The 19,670-nt window shown below is 45.4% G+C and carries 16 protein-coding genes; 1 reads left to right on the top strand and 15 read right to left on the bottom strand.

The genetic code is table 11. The annotated features are described in order from the left end of the window. Positions 1–55: 55 nt before the first annotated feature. From APB76_RS10640 to aspA, 15 genes are all read right to left on the bottom strand, one after another. Positions 56–538, bottom strand: a complete 483-nt coding sequence (locus tag APB76_RS10640; protein WP_049844232.1) for a hypothetical protein — start codon at positions 536–538, stop codon at positions 56–58. 164 nt (positions 539–702) lie between these two features. Further along, the gene (locus APB76_RS10635) at positions 703–2,430 is read right to left on the bottom strand and encodes a sodium:solute symporter family protein (RefSeq protein ID WP_049844233.1); all 1,728 of its coding nucleotides are present in this window, start codon (positions 2,428–2,430) and stop codon (positions 703–705) included. Positions 2,431–2,442: 12 nt separating this feature from the next. Then, positions 2,443–2,706, bottom strand: a complete 264-nt coding sequence (locus tag APB76_RS10630) for a DUF4212 domain-containing protein (protein WP_004742963.1) — start codon at positions 2,704–2,706, stop codon at positions 2,443–2,445. 216 nt (positions 2,707–2,922) lie between these two features. Further along, positions 2,923–3,549 carry a MarC family protein gene (locus APB76_RS10625; protein WP_054962891.1) on the bottom strand — a complete coding sequence of 209 codons (627 nt, stop codon included), beginning with the start codon at positions 3,547–3,549 and terminating at the stop codon, positions 2,923–2,925. A gap of 105 nt (positions 3,550–3,654) precedes the next feature. Continuing rightward, positions 3,655–4,290: a response regulator transcription factor gene (locus APB76_RS10620; protein ID WP_004742965.1), complete on the bottom strand. Its 636-nt coding sequence runs from the start codon at positions 4,288–4,290 to the stop codon at positions 3,655–3,657. Positions 4,291–4,523: 233 nt separating this feature from the next. Beyond that, positions 4,524–6,317, bottom strand: coding sequence for a protein-disulfide reductase DsbD (locus tag APB76_RS10615; RefSeq protein ID WP_049844235.1), 1,794 nt, complete (start codon positions 6,315–6,317; stop codon positions 4,524–4,526). Between the two features lie 146 nt (positions 6,318–6,463). Next, positions 6,464–6,952: an arginine repressor gene (locus APB76_RS10610; RefSeq protein WP_049844236.1), complete on the bottom strand. Its 489-nt coding sequence runs from the start codon at positions 6,950–6,952 to the stop codon at positions 6,464–6,466. A 353-nt stretch (positions 6,953–7,305) separates the two neighbouring features. Then, positions 7,306–7,770, bottom strand: coding sequence for an aspartate carbamoyltransferase regulatory subunit (gene pyrI / locus APB76_RS10605; RefSeq protein WP_054962892.1), 465 nt, complete (start codon positions 7,768–7,770; stop codon positions 7,306–7,308). A gap of 17 nt (positions 7,771–7,787) precedes the next feature. Next, positions 7,788–8,717 carry an aspartate carbamoyltransferase gene (gene pyrB, locus APB76_RS10600; RefSeq protein ID WP_049844238.1) on the bottom strand — a complete coding sequence of 310 codons (930 nt, stop codon included), beginning with the start codon at positions 8,715–8,717 and terminating at the stop codon, positions 7,788–7,790. A gap of 728 nt (positions 8,718–9,445) precedes the next feature. Then, positions 9,446–10,456 (bottom strand): ornithine carbamoyltransferase, encoded by a 1,011-nt coding sequence (locus tag APB76_RS10595; protein ID WP_004742778.1) that lies wholly within the window; start codon positions 10,454–10,456, stop codon positions 9,446–9,448. 182 nt (positions 10,457–10,638) lie between these two features. Next, complete coding sequence (arcC, locus tag APB76_RS10590; protein WP_049844240.1) at positions 10,639–11,550, bottom strand: carbamate kinase; 912 nt, start codon at positions 11,548–11,550, stop codon at positions 10,639–10,641. A 59-nt stretch (positions 11,551–11,609) separates the two neighbouring features. Next, positions 11,610–12,833, bottom strand: a complete 1,224-nt coding sequence (gene arcA, locus APB76_RS10585) for an arginine deiminase (RefSeq protein WP_049844241.1) — start codon at positions 12,831–12,833, stop codon at positions 11,610–11,612. A gap of 816 nt (positions 12,834–13,649) precedes the next feature. Beyond that, a complete protein-coding gene (locus tag APB76_RS10580) occupies positions 13,650–15,098 on the bottom strand; it encodes a YfcC family protein (RefSeq protein WP_054962893.1) in 1,449 nt (482 codons plus the stop codon). A 481-nt stretch (positions 15,099–15,579) separates the two neighbouring features. Further along, positions 15,580–16,887, bottom strand: a complete 1,308-nt coding sequence (locus tag APB76_RS10575; RefSeq protein WP_049844243.1) for an anaerobic C4-dicarboxylate transporter — start codon at positions 16,885–16,887, stop codon at positions 15,580–15,582. A 154-nt stretch (positions 16,888–17,041) separates the two neighbouring features. Further along, positions 17,042–18,493, bottom strand: a complete 1,452-nt coding sequence (aspA, locus tag APB76_RS10570; protein WP_049844244.1) for an aspartate ammonia-lyase — start codon at positions 18,491–18,493, stop codon at positions 17,042–17,044. Positions 18,494–18,810: 317 nt separating this feature from the next. On the opposite strand from aspA, the gene APB76_RS10565 reads away from it, so the two are divergent. Continuing rightward, positions 18,811–19,326, top strand: a complete 516-nt coding sequence (locus tag APB76_RS10565; protein WP_049844309.1) for an FxsA family protein — start codon at positions 18,811–18,813, stop codon at positions 19,324–19,326. The last annotated feature ends 344 nt before the right edge of the window (positions 19,327–19,670 follow it).

Raw genomic sequence — 19,670 nt, 5'->3', positions numbered from 1 at the left:
TTCTCGCTTCTCGCTTCTCGCTTCTCGCTTCTCGCTTCTCGCTTCTCGCTTCTCGCTATTCCGTAAACAATGTCTCGTATTTGACAAAGGCAGTTTGGGTTTCACCGTAGTACAGCGTGCCTTCAGATTGAATCGCCACTCGTAGCCAGCTTTCTGCCGATGCTGGTTTAGCCAAAGAAATTGCCCAGTGCTGACCGCTACTGTCGATTGGTTGCATCGCTAAAGGTTGCGCGCTTTGCTCTTGGCTATCGACAATCGAGAGCTTTACACCCTCTAGAGGAAAAGCGGCTTTTAATGATAAGTCTAAGCCGTTCGCCGTTAGTTTTTCAGAACGGAACTGCACTTTAAAGTCACCATTGGTCATGTCACACAGCCCGCTGGTGTAACGACAGTTTGACTTAGCGGCTAGCTTGTATGTCTCGCCTTCCTTTGCGGCATGAGGTTTCTCACTCAGTGCCATATCTGTCCCGAAATAGGCAATCAGAGAAAGTATTGGGGCGATCAGTAATGCGATTAGAAAGTGCTTATTTTTGAACATAAAATACTAGTTCCATCAGTTACTTGTTCATTTTTCTGCGTAATCTCTGAACATCTAATCAATGGCATGATGTCTTTGCAAAAAAGCTCAGAGATCCTAATTATTAGAGTAAGTTAGGCTAATAAAAAAGCCCCAATCGGGGCTTTTGTGGTTTAGGTTTAATTTTAATGGTCTACTGCACCGCCAGCGCCTGCTGGTACACGTACGTGTTCAACCAAATCTTTGACTTCTTGTGGCGTTTCAGCTGTTACTTTCGATACTGCGAACGCTACGGCGAAGTTAAACAGCGCGCCAATTGCACCAAATGCATTTGGTTCTATGCCGAGGAACCAGTTGCTGCCCCAGCTCTCTAGGTATTTCCAGTCAGCAACAAATAGGATGCCTTTGTGCTGGAATACGTAGAATAGGGTGATACTGATACCTGCAATCATACCTGCGATTGCGCCTTCCTTGTTGATGCCTTTACTGAAGATACCCATCATCAATGCAGGGAAGATAGAGGAGGCGGCGAGACCAAAGGCCAGTGCTACCGTACCTGCCGCAAAACCTGGCGGGTTAAGGCCAAGGTAACCTGCCACCGCTATTGCTACCGCCATGGAAATCCGACTGGCGAGCAGCTCTTTCTTCTCGGAAATATTTGGATTTATTACGCCTTTGATTAAGTCATGGGATATTGCGGAGGATATCGCGAGCAATAGACCTGCTGCGGTTGATAGCGCCGCTGCCAGACCACCGGCTGCAACCAGTGCAATTACCCAGTTTGGTAGCTTAGCAATCTCAGGGTTAGCCAGTACCATGATGTCACGGTCAACTTTCAGTTCGTTAGTCGCTGGGTTTGACGTGTATTCAATCAAGCCATCGCCGTTCTTATCATCAAAGCCTAACAGGCCTGTTTTCTCCCAGTTTTTGAACCAGTCAGGACGCTCATCATATGCAAGGTGCTGACCTGGTGCTGGATTTACGGTATCCATTAGGTTTAGACGAGCCATCGCCGATACTGCTGGTGCAGTTGTGTATAGGATAGCGATGAAGACAAGTGCCCAACCTGCTGAAGTACGCGCATCACGCACTTTCGGTACAGTGAAGAAACGGATGATTACATGAGGTAGGCCCGCAGTACCGATCATCAGCGACATAGTGTAAACAAACATGTTGAGGGTATCGCCACGGACTTGGGTGGTGTATTCACTAAAGCCGAGTTCGGTGACCACCTGATCGAGCCTATCAAGCAGATAGACATCGGTGCCTTGGATAGTACTACCTAGACCAATCTGAGGAAGAGGGTGACCAGTCAGTTGCAGAGAGATAAAGATTGCAGGAATAGTGTAAGCTAAAATGAGTACGCAATATTGAGCAATCTGCGTATACGTGATCCCTTTCATGCCGCCCATTACTGCGTACATGAATACGATACACATACCGATCAGAAGACCAGTTGAGTAATCAACTTCGAGGAAACGACCGAACGCAACACCGACGCCTTTCATCTGACCGATTACATAAGTGACCGATGCGATGATAAGACAGACAACTGCTACGATACGCGCTGCGTTTGAGTAGAAACGCTCACCTACGAACTCTGGTACAGTAAACTTGCCGAACTTACGTAGGTAAGGTGCAAGTAATAGTGCGAGAAGTACATAACCGCCAGTCCAACCCATTAGGAATACGCTGCCGCCGTAACCCATAAAGGCAATCAGACCTGCCATAGAGATAAATGATGCGGCTGACATCCAGTCGGCTGCGGTTGCCATACCGTTGGCGATTGGGTTTACACCACCGCCTGCAACATAAAACTCTTTAGTTGACCCAGCACGTGCCCAAATCGCGATACCGATGTAAAGGATAAAGGTCGCACCAACAACGAGGTAAGTGATAGTTTTCAAATCCATCTGAGTTACTCCTTACTCATCTACGCCGAATTCACGGTCGATTTGGCGCATTTTCCACGCGTAGTAGAAAATAATACCCAGGAAGGCATAGATTGAGCCTTGTTGAGCAAACCAGAAACCAAGCTTGTACCCGCCTAGTTGAAATTGATTGAGTTCATCTACAAATAAAATGCCGCAGCCAAAAGAAACGACAAACCAAATAACCATAAGGCTAATCATCAGTTTTACGTTCTTATCCCAGTAGGCTTTGGCTTTATCCTGACTTTCAAATGCCATTGCCGTCTCCTTACGTGTTTGTTGTTAATAAAATGTTTCAATATCTACATTAGCAAGGGTGGGGCAAGAACTCTTTTCAACTTTAGTCGCGGTGGGGAAAACAAAAAGCGCCTATAAATAAGGCGCTTAAGGATAATCGATAGATTTTTGTGATGTTAATTCAGTGTTAAATTAGCCTAAAGTCTAACGTTCTATTGTTAGTTTTATTGATTTTCGTTATCCGACGTAGAAATCTTTGATCCCCATCAGAAGGTTATTCACGGCTACGGCTGCAAGGATCAGCCCCATTACTCGGCTGATAATGGCTGCGCCGACATTACCTATCCATTTTTGAATATGTGTCGCACCTAGCAGCAACAATAGAGTGATGAGTAAAACCGTCACCATGACAGCAGCTGTAATCCCCTGATCGACAATCGCGTACCTGTGATTGTCCGTCAGCATTACAATCGCCATCATTGCACCCGGTGAAGCGATAGAAGGCATCGCAAGTGGGTAGACGGCCAAATCAGCCAGATCTGAGTGGTTAACCTCTTCAGAAAGCTTGGTTTCTTGTTCAGGTTTTGATTCACCAAAAATCATAGTTAGGGCGAACAGTAGTAGCACTAAGCCCCCAGCGGCCTGAAACGCTGGCAGAGGAATCTGCATTGCCTCTAGCAGTAACTGGCCGGCAACAAGGAAAAACAGTAGTACACCAGTTGCAATTGCTACTGCCTTTAATGCGACTAAACGGCGTTGTTTAGCGGTGAGATGCTGAGTTTGAGATAGATAAACAGGCACCGAACCAATAGGGTCGATGACCGCCCAAAGGACGACGAATTGAGTGATTAAGATGCTGAGCAAGAGAAGTACTCCCAGAGTTTGTTGAACAGAGGGGTAAATCAGATTGTTGCCTGATGCCACGATTGTAGCAAACTTCTAGGAATATTTGTGTCAGAAACTGGTGAGTTAAGTTTCTGATTCTAGTTGTTGAAGTAAAATTACTGCTTGAGTGCGATTTTTTACGCCTAACTTGCGAAATATTGCCGTCATATGTGCCTTAATCGTTGCTTCTGAAACATTTAACTCATAAGCAATCTGCTTATTTAGCAAACCATCAGATAACATTCCTAAGACTTTATATTGTTGTGGAGTTAAAGTGGCAATTTTCTCAGCTAAATCATTACAAGCTGCATTGTTGGTAATCGAGCCCTCAGGAAAGAAAGGTTCACCGTTAAGCACCTGATTAAGCGCACTAACAAGCTCTCGCATATCGCTTGATTTAGGAATGAAACCAAATGCGCCATGGCTCTTAACTTGAGTGACCACACTCGGTTCTTCACTGGCTGAAACGACCACAATCGGTAGATCTGGGTATTCGGCACGCAGTTGAATTAAGCCCGACATGCCGTTTGCGCCAGGCATCTTTAAGTCGAGCAGAAGAAGGTCTGGTTCGTCTTCTTTGGCAAGTAGTGTAAGAAGGGCATCGAGTGAGTCGGCTTCGAGCAGGTTCGCGCCACTCACCGCCATGTGCACTGATTGGAACAGAGCATTGCGAAATAGCGGGTGATCATCCGCAATGATAATGGTGTAGGTCGAATCCATGACGTTAACTACTTATGACGGTTTGGTTAATAGAATTATTGTCATCTTTGCGATTGTGGACAATGTTTATCCGCTAAAAGTCTGAACTGTATCGGGTTTTATTAGAGATATTGCATATAGATACCAATCAAAGCAAACAAATGCCCACTTTGGCTGGTATTGGTGGTGCGCCTAAATTGACTTAATCGTTGGATACTAGAGCGCCAGTTAATCACTGGCGCTGTTTGAAAAGCTTATAGGTTATGGGTGTCCAAATGCTTTAAGAAGGTCTCTGCGTTCATAAAACCGGTAATACGTGCATTTGAAACAGGCTCTCCTTTTGCATCCCAAAACTCAATGGTTGGTAGCCCTAGTACGCTCATCTCTTTCAAGAGCGTGATATCTTGTGGCTGATTGCGCGTTACATCTGCTTGCAGCAACACGAAGTTTTTCAGCCGAGATTCAACATCAGGCTGGTGGAAGGTGTACTTCTCGAACTCTTTACATGCTACACACCAGTCGGCATAGAAATCTAACATCACAGCTTTCCCCTCTGCCTTTGCATTGGCTAGCTGTGTATTGAGTTCATCGACGTTAGTGATACGAACAAACTCTATTTGACTCTGTTTCACTTCGCTGCTGCTGGTGTTTTTGCCAAAGTAGTAATTCAATGCTGGCTGAGCAGAGGCAAATAGACCAAGTACGGCAACGATGCCCACCACACTTTGCTTCCAACCACCGAAGGGCAATGAGTTTTTCACATGATACAGCCAACCAAATGCGACTAGCCCAAGTGCTGACCATAGCCCGGTCGCCCAGCTTGTCGGCAAAATGCGTTCAAGCAAGAAAATAGGAGCGGCAAGTAAAACAAATCCGAACAGAGTCTTGACGCGATCCATCCATCCCCCTGCTTTTGGCAGTAGCTTATTGCCAAACACTGCCACTAGCATTAGCGGAATCCCCATACCAAGTGCGAGTGCATAGAGAGCAATCCCCCCGGTGAGTAGATCGCCACTTTGCGCAACGTACAGAAGCGCACCAGAGAGTGGGGCGGTGGTGCAAGGGGAGCAAACCAATCCAGAGATCGCACCCATGGCAAATACGCCAAGTGAACTCCCGCCTTTTTGTTTATTACTTAAGTTGTTCAACCACGTCTGAATGCTACTAGGTAATTGCAGGCTGTAGAGGCCAAACATCGATAGAGCGAGTGCGACAAATAGTGCACTTAAGCCAATCAAGACATAAGGGTGCTGCATGGCCGCTTGGAATTGCATGCCCGCTGACGCAACAACCAGACCTAGCAAGGTATAAGTCAGAGCCATGCCTTGCACATAGATAAAGGCCAAACCAAGGGCTCGGCTGTGGCTCAGCTTGCCGCTACCTAGTACGATACTGGTTAAAATCGGGTACATTGGCAGCACACATGGTGTAAAGGCAAGACCAACCCCTAAGGCTAGAAATAGCAGTGGTGTCCACCAATTATCACTTAGTTTAGAGGCAAGATTAGATTCGCTTGAAACAGGTGTTGTGCTTGTCTTTACGCTCGAAGAGGTTGACGTTTGTTTCGCTGAAATAACCGTGTTGGAATCTTGGAAGTCGAAACTGGTGACGTCAATGACTCGCGTCTCTGGTGGGTAACAGAAACCCGCTTTGGCACAGCCTTGGTACTGAACAATCAAACGCGCACCATCTTGGTAGTTTGCGAGCGGAACTTCGACAAACAGCGGCGTGGTGTAGATATTGACCTCACCAAAGAATTCATCTTTATAAGGTTCGCCATCTTGCATTTTGATATCACCCAGTGTGACATTCTCACCGCTTACGGAAATGCGATGTTGATAAAGGTAGTAATCTTGTTTGACTTGCCAATCGAGGAAAAGGCGATTTCCTTGTTGGAAGGAGTTGAATGGGAATGCTTGGTCGACAGGGACGAAAGTATTATTACCAGTGCCAAAACTTGGTGCAGAGTCTGACTTACCAAAAACCGCCAAAGCCGGTGCTGAAACGACAGATAAGCACAGTAGGATAAGAGAAAACGCGAAGCGCATACAAGAGTCACTTAAGTTAAATTTTGATCATTTTAACTCAATCAGACAGAGGAAAGGGGGAATAAGTTTCACCTTGCTTTAATTAATCTAAATTTTGCGTGATACCTCCTCCCAGAGATAGTGCCCTAAGAGGAGAACAGATCGAGTCAGGCAACCCCTAACCTTGCACGAACAACACGCTCACAAGCATCAATATTATCGGTGTCTTTCGGGATCACGAGTACGGTGTCATTGCCTCCCACGGTACCTAAAATTTCAGTGTGTGGGTCAATGTCCACCAGGCGAGCGACAAGTTGCGCGCTACCCGGATGCGTTTTGACCACCACCATTGCCTGATTGTGAGTAATGAACTCTATCTGCGAAGAGATAGAAGACTCAACTCGCACGGGCGCGGTTTCCACTGTGATGCAGTAAACCTTCTTGCCACACGCGTTCTGGACTTTCACAACACCTAATTGAGACAGCAATCTTGATACGGTAGATTGGCTGATACCTTCAAAGCCAATATCTACTAAGGCTTCACGGAGCTCATTTTGAGTGGTAAAACTTTGCTGCTGCAGCAGGCGTTTGCATGCTGCGGTTAGCGTTTTGTCTTCACTGTAGTCAATAGTGGTTGGGTTTAGAGTTTCACTCATGGGAACTCCTTAAAAAACATGACGTAGGGATGATTCGTCCATGCAACTATCAGCACTTAACTCCATCTAGGTGCCGTACTATTTGAGCGGTCACTTCTGGTTGGTGACTCATATAGGCGAGATCATGTTCGGCGAGTAGCGATTGAGTCGCTTGTGAATAAAACTGATCTCTTTTGCATTATAATACCACCAAAGTATATGTGGCTTTGTGAAGGTGATCGCCAAATAAATAACTGCTGTATTGGATGTTTTTTGGAGATATGTTCTAAAAGGAAGTGGATATTTATTCCTGTTTAGGAATAAATATCCAGCTTGATTTTGCAACAAATTGAGTGAGATTAAGCGCTGAGTGCTTAGCGCGCTTCTGTCATGATTTCGCGCGAGAATACTTTTTCACAGTAGTGACATTTTAGCTGCGCATTGTCATTCTTTTGCTGCACATTAAAGCGGCTTTCTACCGGTTCGCCGTGTGAGATACAGTTGCTGTTCGGGCATTCAAATACACTTTCAATACTCTCGGGAAGTACTAGGTTTAGTTTGTTGACTACCTTGTATTCTTCAATTTGATTTACCGTTGCTTTTGGTGCGTAAAGTGCCAGTTGGTTAGCCTGCTCTTTGGTCAAGTAGATGTTCTCAATCTTGATCAGGTCTTTCGCTCCCAGTGCTGAAGAAGGCAGATTTAAGCCAATCGTAATACGTTCATTTGACTTGTGCATCTTGAACAGTTTTAGCACTTTGATGCCGATGTTTGCAGGAATATGGTCAATGACAGAGCCGTTACGAATCGCTTCTACTTGTAGTTGGGTTTCTTTTACCATGATAGTTCTCCTGCAGATTAAAGAGTTTCGTTCAAGACTAGGGCTAGCAAAGCTTCACGCGCATAAACGCCGTTTTCAGCTTGCTCGAAGTAGTAAGCGTGTTTGGTCTTATCGACATCTGTGGTGATCTCATCAACGCGTGGTAGTGGATGGAGCACCTTTAAGTTGTCGCGCGCACCTTCTAGTGTTGCCGCTGTGAGGATGAAGGCAGACTTCATGTGCGCGTACTCTGACTCGTCAAAGCGTTCTTTTTGCACTCGCGTCATGTAAAGCACGTCGAGCTCAGGCACCACTTCTTCAATGTTGTTGTGCATGCTGAACTTGATACCCGCTTCCTCTAACTCTTCACAGATGTAGTCAGGCATAGCCAGCGCATCCGGTGCGATAAAGAAGAAACGTACATTGCTGAATTTTGCTAGCGCTTGAGTCAGTGAGTGCACAGTGCGGCCATATTTAAGGTCACCAACGAAAGCCACGTTGAGGTTATCAAGCGTGCCTTGCGTTTCGTGGATAGAGAATAGGTCGAGCAGAGTCTGGGTCGGGTGTTGGTTTGCGCCGTCGCCACCGTTAATGATTGGCACACCATTAGAGAACTCAGACGCTAAACGCGCAGCGCCTTCTTGAGGATGGCGCATCACAAAGGCATCAACATATGAAGCAATGACTTGCACTGAGTCAGCCAAGGTTTCTCCTTTCTTAGCCAGAGACGTGTTACCCCCGTTATCGAAGCCAATCACGCTGCCGCCTAAACGTTCAACGGCGGTTTCAAACGACAAACGGGTACGAGTCGATGGCTCGAAGAAGCAACTCGCCACGACTTTGTTTTTTAGTAGCTCTGGGTTTGGCTCTGCTTTTAAGCGTGCTGCAGTATCGACGATAAGTTCAAGCTCGCTGCGGCTGAGCTCTGGGATGGAGATGATGTGCTTGTTAAATAACGAATGCGCCATAGCTGTATTTCCTCGCCTCATAGATGACAGACAAAAAAAAGCCCCCTAACAATAGGAGGCTGATAAAGGATCGATGGAGACCAAAAATAAAACAGCTAACGTCCCTGATTCAGGGCGCGTTTTGTAACAACGATATGTTGTATTTTGCTGGTTCATTTTGTACTCCGTTAGGGTCTGTTGACCTTTTGCGGTTAAATTTTGTTCGAGATAAAAGCGTTTCAATCGCGGCGAGAGGTTTGCAGCCTAGTAATCTAAGCAAAACACCTCTCAACAAAGAGTGAAACGCTTTTAGCCGAACCCTTCGGGCAGCGTTTGTGAGCACTTTCTACTGCGTTATCGGCTTATCAGGTAGAGCAACTACATTTCAAAGTCTCTGCCTTGTATAAAGGGCTCACTAACAGCTGCAAAAATCAGCTCAAAAGGCCAACAGACCCTATAAATTGCGGAGGATTATACGGACAAAATTACGTGACGCAAGCGTTTGCGCAAAGTATCCAGAAATTGGGTTTTTATGCGAAATAGACTGTTTTTGATTGGTTTTTCGCAGCCGTTGGCAGAACTTGCTTGGAGGGTGATTGTGAGTTTTTTTATAGTCGGCGGGATGAAAAAAAATGCGGGCTTTATTCAGAGCCTCTGAACGCCACCCGCATTTCCCTGCAAATCACTCGTGATACCTACGGATTACTTCCGCGATATAGAGTGTTCGCGATTAATATCTTTGAGTGATATTAGTCGCCTAGTGTTGCTACCATCACTGCTTTGATAGTGTGCATACGGTTCTCTGCTTCATCGAAGACGATAGAGTGTTTAGACTCAACAACTTCATCTGTTACTTCTACGCCATCTTTAAGTTGTGGGTACTCAGCCGCTAGTTGCTTACCAACGGTAGTGTCTTCACCATGGAATGCAGGTAGACAGTGCATGAATTTCACATGTGGGTTACCCGTCGCTTTTAGCATTTCCATGTTCACTTGGTAAGGCATCATTAGGTTGATACGCTCAGCCCATGCTTCTTTCGCTTCACCCATAGATACCCATACGTCTGTGTATAGGTAATCACAGCCTTGAACGCCTTCTTGTACGTCTTCAGTCAGAGTGATTTTTGCACCAGTTTCTTCAGCGATTTCGCGGCAAGTCGCTACTAGCTCTTCTTCTGGCCAGAACGCTTTAGGAGCCACTAGGCGGATGTCCATACCCATCTTCGCCGCACCAACCATTAGAGAGTTACCCATGTTGTTGCGAGCGTCGCCTAGGTAAGCGAACTTCATTTCATGTAGCTGTTTACCACGGCCGTGTTCCATCATAGTTAGGAAGTCAGCTAGGATTTGCGTTGGGTGGAACTCGTCTGTTAGGCCATTCCATACAGGAACACCAGCGTATGCGCCTAGCTCTTCAACGATTTCTTGACCAAAGCCGCGGTACTCGATGCCGTCGTACATGCGACCAAGAACGCGAGCAGTATCTTTCATTGACTCTTTGTGACCGATTTGAGAACCCGATGGGCCTAAGTAAGAAACTTGAGCGCCTTGGTCAAATGCTGCAACTTCAAATGCACAACGAGTACGAGTAGAAGTTTTCTCGAAGATTAGGGCAATGTTTTTGCCTTTTAAGCGAGGTTGTTCATAGCCGTTGTATTTTGCTTTTTTTAGTTCCGCAGATAGATCCAACATGTGTTGAATTTCACGTGGAGTAAAGTCTAATAGTTTTAGGAAGTTACGGTTGCGTAGGTTAAAAGCCATGATGTTTTCCTTCTTTGTTTTGATTGCGCTCTCTTGGTTGCAGGGAAAGAGGTAAGAAAGCGCATAAATAAGTAATGTTTGTATAACTTTTGCTTCCACAGTGGGGAGCGAGATATGAACACCTTAAGTTCAACGAGGGTCTGGTTATTCAATCTCGCTCCAGTTGTGGAGTAACGAATCGGTTAGCCTTTGGTGATATTGGTGCCCGCGGTGCCTTGAAGAATACGTAAGCCATCTTCCAGCGAACCAATACCAACCACTTTGCCACCTTGGTTAATGAACTCGCATGACGCTTCGATTTTTGGCCCCATGGAGCCCGCATCAAACTGGTACTTATCTAGTTCACTTGGGTTGGTGCTGCGTAGAGCATGTTGAGTTGGTTTGCCCCAATCTAGGTAAACCGCATCAGCGTCAGTCAGAATAAGTAGCGCATCTGCGTCTAGCTGTTTTGCTAGGAATGCAGCAGACATGTCTTTATCGATAACCGCTTCCACACCAACTAATTTGCCGTTTTCGCGTTTGACTGGAATACCGCCACCGCCAGTACAGATAACCAAGTGGCCTTGTTCGATCAGAGCTGTAATCGCTTCATGTTCAATAATGCCAGTCGGTTGTGGGCTTGGTACCACGCGGCGGAAGTGCTTGCCGTCTGGTTTGATTGTCCAGCAGTACTTCTCTGCCAATTCACGCGCTTCTGCTTCTTCGTAAATTGGACCGATAGGCTTAGTCGGATCAACGAATGCAGGATCGCTTGGGTCAACCGTCATTTGAGTCAACATGCAAGTCGCGTTGACGTTAGGCATTTGGTTTTTAAACTCTTGCATCAGCATGTAGCCGATCATGCCTTGAGTTTCACTGCCCAGTACATCGAGTGGGTACGGAGCGACTTTTTTGTATTCCAAACCTTGTAGAGCAAGCAGGCCAACTTGTGGGCCGTTACCGTGAACAAGTACTACGTTGTACTCTTGCGCGATCTCAGAAATAGTCTTAACCGCAATCTCAATGTTTTGGCGCTGAACTTCAGCTTCTAATGGCTCGCCGCGGCGAAGTAGGGCGTTACCGCCAAGTGCTACAACTACAGTTTGTTTAGTCATTGCTTTAATCTCTCTGCAGGGGGCAGGAGCAAAGGTGCTCCTGCCAACTAATCACTTAATTAAATACCGTCACGCTCGATTGGGCAGCTCATGCAGCGAGCGCCACCACGACCACGGCCTAGCTCGTCACCTGGGATAGGTAGAACAGTGATGCCCGCTTTGTCGTATTTCTCGTTGGTGTAAGTGTTGCCTTCGTAGCCGACAACCACGCCTGGTTTCACAGTCAGTACGTTGTTTGCGTCGTTCCACTGCTCACGTTCTGCGTGGAAGTTGTCACCACCTGTTGTGATTAGGTTTAGTTTGTCGACACCAAGTGCTTTCTCGATAGCGGTTACGAAGTAGCCTTCTTCTTTCACGTTAACCGCACCAGATTCATCACCTGTTAGGCTCCAGCATTTCACGTCTTTACGAACCACTTCTGGGTAAACCGAGAAGGTATCTTCGTTCATGTGAGTCATAACAGTATCTAAGTGCATGCAAGAGCGGTGTTTAGGTAGCTCCATTGCAATAATTTGTTTCGCTTGACCGTGTTTGAATAGGCCAGATGCTAAGTGCTCTACACCCTGTGCGGTTGTACGCTCAGACATACCGATAAGTACCGTGCCACGACCAAGAACGAGTACGTCACCGCCTTCGATGGTTGAGTTGTCGTAGTTGATGTTTTCTTCATCGCCGAAGTACTTAATGAAGTCTTGCCCCGCGAAAGTTGGATGCCAGCGGTAGATAGCGCGAACATGGTTGGTTTCACGTTGACGAGCAGGTTTTGCCATTGGGTTGATTGATACACCACCGTATACCCAGCATGAAGTGTCACGAGTAAATAGATGGTTTGGTAGCGGCTCAATGATGAAGTCAGTCGGTGCATGCAGACCTTGCATCATTGAAGACGATTTCATTGGCATTTCAGCGTAAGAAAGGCCGCCAGTCAGAATCTTCGCCAGCTCCAGATTTGGTAGATCACCTAGGTAGCAGCGTACGTCGTTAGCGAAGGTTTTACCTAAGCGGTATTCTGATACTTGGTGGTTCAATAACCAGTCTTTTGCTTCTGGAACAGCAAGCGTGTCTGCCAGTAGGTCTGTTAGAAGTAGCACTTCTACGCCTTGGTCACGCAATGTTTGAGTGAATACGTCGTGCTCTTTACCCGCACGCTCAACTGCCAATACGTCATCAAATAGCAGATCGTGACAGTTTGAAGGTGTCAGGTGAGTCAGAGCTCGTCTAGGGCGGTGAACAAGAACGCGACGTAATTGACCGATTTCAGAACCTACGTATAACTTACTCATGATCGTATCTCTCTTATATTTTAATTAGTCTTAATATTTAAAAACTAATATTTAATTTGTAGGGAATAGAAGCGTGAATTTATTTATTCACTTATTTTGTTTCTGGAGCCCATATTACGCCTGTTAGCGGGGGAATCTTAGAGGTCAATCACAGTTCGATTTTTATGCCCTAAGCCTTGTTCTACAAGGGTTTTAACAATATCTATGCAGTTGTTATTGCCCTGTAACATCCCTAATTAGCCACTAAGGTTGGAACTTTATGCAGGGAAATATCCAAGATGCTTGATAAACATTAATTAGTAGGAAGAATATGCAATTAAAATTTGATAGTAATAAGTTGAATAAAGCGGAAGTATGCAACGAATCGTTCTAGATAATTGCTTTTGAGGTGCGAATTAAACCTTTTATAACAAAATATTTGGCAATAATTGTTGTATCGATCACATATTAATATTTGGCAGGTTTTAACAGGAGGGAATTTATTTAACAAATATATTTTATAGGTAGGGGTACTTTTTCTAATTCAAATAATTGAATTGAGAGCAGACTTCGTCTTTTAGATCGCTTCGCTGCGGGAACGGGCTTCGCCCTGCGAGAGGAATGTGAGTGGTTTGGGATGGAGCCTTTAATTTTGATAGTGTTGGCAGGCTATAGGAGTAAAAGTAAAATATTCTCGTTTCTCGTTTCTCGTTTCTCGTTTCTCGTTTCTCGTTTCTCGTTTCTCGTTTCTGGTCTCTCAAAAGAAAAGCCGCACTAAGGCGGCTTTGAGGGCGGCTCACTTCCTGTGAGCCAGGGTAAGGAAAAGAAGTCTGTGGATTAGATTAGCGCACCAATACTTAGTACAACAACGCAGAACAGAGTCAGAATTGCTAGCAATGGCGCTACCCATTTCACCCAGCGTACATACGGGACTTTAGCGATAGCCAAGCCACCCATTACTACTGCTGAGGTTGGAGTAATTAGGTTCACTAGGCCAGAAGCTGATTGGTAAGCAGTGATGACTAGATCACGACCTACGCCAGCAAAGTCAGCAAGTGGTGCCATGATTGGCATAGTAAGCACCGCTAGACCAGATGTTGAAGGTACTAGGAACGACAGTAGAATCTCTAAGAAGAACATCACATTAATGAACACGACAGACGATAGACCTGTGACCATTTGCTCTGCAGAGAACAAGATGGTGTCAGTGATCATACCGCGGTCCATTACCACGACGATACCACGTGCGATACCAATGATTAGTGCAACACCAAGTAGGTCGCGAGCACCGTCGATAAAGCTGCTAGTGAACTCTTCTTCACTCATACGAGCCACTATACCGACAATGATGGTTGCCGCTAGGAACATGGCAGAGATCTCGGCCATCCACCAACCTGCAACAGATACACCGTAGATCATCACACCAAACGAGCCACCAAAAATAGCAAGGATTGCTTTACGAGTGGTTGTGAACTCAAGGCCTTCTTCAGACTGGTTACCTAAGAAGTGCGCTTTGTTTTCTTCGTACTTGTCGTACACAATCGATTTCGACTGATCTTGGCGTACCATGCGAGCATAGCGCATTACGTAAGCAACACAGATAGCCCAGCCTGCTACTAGCATGATTAAGCGTAGAGCGATGCCTTCTGTAAATGGAATGCCTGATGCGTTTGCAGCGATGACTGTTGCGAATGGGTTGATAGTCGAACCTAAACAACCAATACCCGCGCCAAGTAATACGGTTGCCGCTGCAACGACAGGGTCAAAGCGCGCTGCCATCATTACAGGAACAAGTAGGGTGTAGAATGGTAGCGACTCTTCAGCCATGCCATAGACAGTACCGCCTGCGGCAAACAGTGCCATCAGGATCGGTATCATCATCTCTTCTCGTCCTTCGAGACGATGAGTAACGCGCTCGATACCGGCGTCAATTGCCCCTGTTTTAGTTACTAGCCCTAAGAAGCCACCAATGATTAGGATGAAAAGAGAAACGTCGATCGCCGCAGCTTCGTAGCTATTGTGGTCATAGAAGCCATCAATTGGCGCAAGAAGAACATCAATAACACCTTGTGGGTTGCCATCAACTGCTTGGTAAGTACCTGTGACAGGCACTTCACGTCCAAGGTCTTCGTTCATTACGCGGTCGTACTGACCAGCTGGAACAATCCAGGTCAGCAGCGCAACCAGTGCGATTAAAACAAAAAGAATCGTATATGCGGAAGGGAACTTAAAGTTGGCAAAGAAGCCGCCTTTTTTTTCTTCGGTCGGTACAGTCTGGGTTGTCATGGCTATCTCCTTACTTTTATTTATATACCGATAAATAAAAGTGAATCAGCGACTAATAGTTATTAATAATTAAATAACTTATGTAGGGTAAGTTATTGGTATTTGGTTTATAAAATGGGCTTCACTGTCAAATCTGCCCTTTGACGTTATTTTAAGAGCAGTTTCTATTACTAACTTTGGTGATCTTCACAAAATAAATCGACAAAAAAAGCACTATTTTTCTAATGCTAAATTAGAACGACTAATTGTTTGAATTGGGCGGATTAATATTCTTAAAAAATGGGTTGGAGTAATGAGTATGCAGGCTGTGATGAGATAGAAAAAATTTGACCGGAATTTTATTCAAACGTTGGGATTAAAATGCACAAAGAGTTTTTGAACACTTTCTTGATTAATGTCAAACTTAAAATGTGAGCTGGGTTTTTTTACACGAGATAAAATAAAAAAGGGAGCCGAAGCTCCCTTATTTTTAATGCGGTTATTAGATGAATAAACCACCAAATGTAAAGCCTAGTGCGACCGCAGAAGAGATAGTCACTACGCCAGGAATAAAGAACGGATGGTTGAAAACATACTTACCAATGCGTGTAGAGCCAGTGTCATCCATTTCTACTGCTGCTAGCAATGTAGGGTAGGTTGGAAGCACGAACAGAGCACTTACTGCGGCGAAAGAGGCGACAGCTGTCAGTGGTGCAACGCCAATAGCGAGTGCGGCTGGCATCAGTGCGACTGTGGTTGCCCCTTGTGAGTACAGTAGCATTGACGCAAAGAACAGAACCATAGCTAACATCCATGGGTAATCTGAAAGTAGGGCTCCTGCTACCTCTTTAATGCCGTCTACGTGTGCGTTAACAAAAGTTGAACCCAGCCAAGCGACACCGAGTACACATACACACGCTGTCATACCAGAGCGGAAGGTCGCCGCTGAAGGGATCTTAGATGCATCAATCTTAGTCACGAGAACGATAGCTGCCGCCGCTGCTAGCATCACAGTCATAATGGCTTCATTTCGACCCAGTGCAGGATCTTTGATTAAGCCAACCGAACCTGAAATTGCCGCTGCGTAGCAGACAACAAAGCCAATAGCTGCAAGGAAGATGTAAGTCGCAGTTTTCGCTGTTGGCAGAATTTCGCGCTTAGTCTCTGTTGCTAGCTTGATGAGACCTTTTTCCAGACGTTCTTGATAGATAGGATCATCTTTCAGTTCGCTGCCCATAAAGTTAGCCACGAATGCGCCAACCATACATGCGATGAAAGTCGTTGGAATACATACTGCTAATAGGGTTAAGTAGTCAACACCCATTGGCGCTAGCATGGCCGCAAACGCAACAACGGCTGCTGAAATCGGTGATGCGGTAATCGCGATTTGTGAAGCAACAACAGCAATAGACAACGGCCGTGATGGACGAACCCCCTGGCCTTTGGCTACTTCAGCGATAACAGGCAGGGTCGAGAACGCGGTGTGTCCTGTACCTGCCATTAGCGTCATTAAGAAAGTCACAATCGGCGCATAAAAGGTGATGCGCTCAGGGTGTTTACGCAAAAAGTTTTCAGCCACTTGTACTAGCCAGTCCATACCTCCGGCAACCTGCATGGCTGCAATTGCGGTAATGACCGACATAATGATAAGAATAACGTCTACCGGAATAAAAGCTTGGCTAGTTGGTACACCAAGTACCAAAGACAGTGCAATAACACCCGCACCACCCGCTAAACCAATCCCAATACCACCGATTCTTGCTCCTAAATAGATAAAGAGCAGAACGACAAAGAGTTCGACTGCCACCATATTGATACCTCATAAAGTTTATTTTGATTCTGATTATCTAACCATTCAGCGTCTAAATAGTTAGATAATAGGAATGAAGAGAGACCTTGATAAAATTGTGGTTAACCGTATTAAGTGCCAAAAAAGGGCTCCGAAGAGCCCTTTCTTGCTGCGATTATTCGTAGCGTTTTGCTTTATACGTTGGGTGCATAAAGTTTTCTACACAAAGAATTTCATCAAGTTCTTCTTCGGTTAGCAGACCGCGTTCTAGAACAACTTCGCGAACACTCTTGCCAGTTTCTGCACAGATCTTACCAACGATGTCACCTTCGTGGTGACCGATGTATGGATTTAGATAAGTGACGATACCAATAGAGTTGTAAACATAGTTTTCGCAAGTCTCTTTATTGACCGTAATGCCATCGATACATTTGTCACGTAGGTTGACACACGCATTTGATAGGATCGTGATTGACTCAAACATACTTTGTGCAATCACAGGTTCCATCACGTTCAGCTGTAGCTGACCGCCTTCAGCTGCAAACGAGATAGTGTTGTCGTTACCCAGTACTTTGAAACACACTTGGTTCACCACTTCTGGAACCACTGGGTTTACTTTTGCTGGCATGATAGAAGAGCCAGCCTGAAGCTCTGGTAAATTCAGCTCGTTAAGGCCTGAACGAGGGCCAGATGAAAGTAGACGCAGGTCATTACAGATCTTAGACAGTTTAACCGCTAGGCGTTTTAGTGCGCCGTGCGTCATTACGTAAGCGCCACAGTCAGACGTCGCTTCGATCAAGTCTTCTGCAGGAACCACTTCTAGACCTGTTACTTGTGCTAGGTGCTTCACTGCTGCTGCCTGGTAACCTTGCGCTGCATTCAGGCCAGTGCCGATTGCGGTTGCGCCTAGGTTGATCTCTAGTAGCAGTTTTGATGTGTACTCAAGAGCACGAATCTCTTCGTTTAGGGTGACTGCCCAAGCGTGGAACTCTTGACCGACTGTCATTGGCACAGCGTCTTGAAGCTGAGTACGACCCATCTTCAATACATCTTTAAACTCTTGGCTCTTAAGCTCAAAGGCACCTTTTAGGTATTCAATCGCTTCAATCAGCTTCGCTACGCTGTTATATACCGCGATACGGAAACCCGTTGGGTATGCACAGTTTGTTGATTGGCTTTTGTTTACGTGGTCATTCGGGTTAATGAATTCGTACTGACCTTTTTCTTTACCCATTAGCTCAAGTGCAACGTTAGCGATCACTTCGTTGGTGTTCATGTTAACTGAAGTGCCCGCACCACCTTGGAATACGTCTGATGGGAACTGATCCATGCACTTACCTGTTTCAAGGATCAAATCACACGCTTCGATGATGTAGTTCGCCACATCTTTAGGGATAACACCTAGCTCATTGTTAGCTAACGTAGCGGCTTTCTTGGTCATCACCATACCGCGTACAAATTCAGGTACGTCAGAGATGGTCATGTTAGAAATGTTGAAGTTTTCAATTGCGCGAAGAGTATGAATGCCGTAGTAAGCGTCAGCAGGTACGTGGCGCTCGCCGAGTAGGTCTTCTTCGATACGGGTTGCTTGGTTAGCCACTTGAGAGGTTTCAGTTAGGGTAGCCATACAGGATCCTTAGATATTTATTCTGATAATAAAGTTGCTTTATAGCCATTCTGTAGTCTAAGAATCCATTCGACAGAGTTTTTGGCTGTATAATCCGTCCTGACTTATGTGGCACATAATACTGTACCTAGCGTATAAAAATAGTAAGTGGATCACCTTTTTTGCTTTTGTTGAGTTAAAGTTTTGCAAGATATGAATAGGTTATTAATAGCCCTTTAGTGGTAGGTGTCTATTGAGTGTTTTATCACGTTTTTTTACAGCTTCAATTTGAGCTAAAACCGTGGAACACGTACACTGAACTCAACAAAGGAGGGCGTGTGTTTCCTATCTTATTATTGCTGTTTATCTTCGTTCCTATTATTGAAATAGGCTTATTTATACAAGTCGGTGGTTTTCTGGGCTTATGGCCTACCATCGGCTTGGTGCTGATCACGGCATTTGTCGGTGCCTCTTTGGTGCGTAGCCAAGGGCTGCAAACATTGATGTCGGTACAAAACCGCCTTCAGCAGGGTGAACTTCCTGCGCAACAAATTTTTGAGGGCGTGATGCTTGCCGTCGCAGGTGTGCTGCTGTTAACACCTGGCTTTATGACTGATGCACTGGGTATGCTGGTTTTGCTTCCTGCACCTAGGGCGGTGATCGCCAAGTACTTAATGAGCAAAATGGTGGTGAAATCGGTTGGTGGTGGATTCCAAGGCGGTTTTCATGGCGACCAATTTGGTCACAACCCATTTGAACAAGGCCCTTTCCATAAAGGTGACTCTAAGCAAGGGTCAACATTTGAAGGGGAATATGAACGTAAAGATGACGATGACCAGAATCGACTCAACTAATTCGTTCTACTGTTTTGCTAAAGGCGCTACTACAGCGCCTTTTTTGTGTCAGCGAAACAGAGAAAGCCTCTAAAGTAGTTACTCTATTTATTAGCAAAAACTTAAATAATTCAACCTTCTTGTCTCAAAGTTGAAACTTCTGTTATCACCATGTGTTGAAAATTTGACGGCGCTTCAATTATTCATCATGTCTATGAGATCAAAATCTCACTGTCACTGAATGTAATTTTTAGTTTCATAAAAAACATCAACACTGGACATGATTTATTTATAAGTAGTCACGAAAAAAGTGATTTGGAACACGCTTTCTAGTTGTGGTTCAACATTTGAAAGCGATGCATGGT

It is taken from the genome of Vibrio bivalvicida (assembly GCF_001399455.2).
Taxonomy (GTDB): domain Bacteria; phylum Pseudomonadota; class Gammaproteobacteria; order Enterobacterales; family Vibrionaceae; genus Vibrio; species Vibrio bivalvicida.
This window is presented reverse-complemented; position numbering and strand designations above follow the sequence as displayed.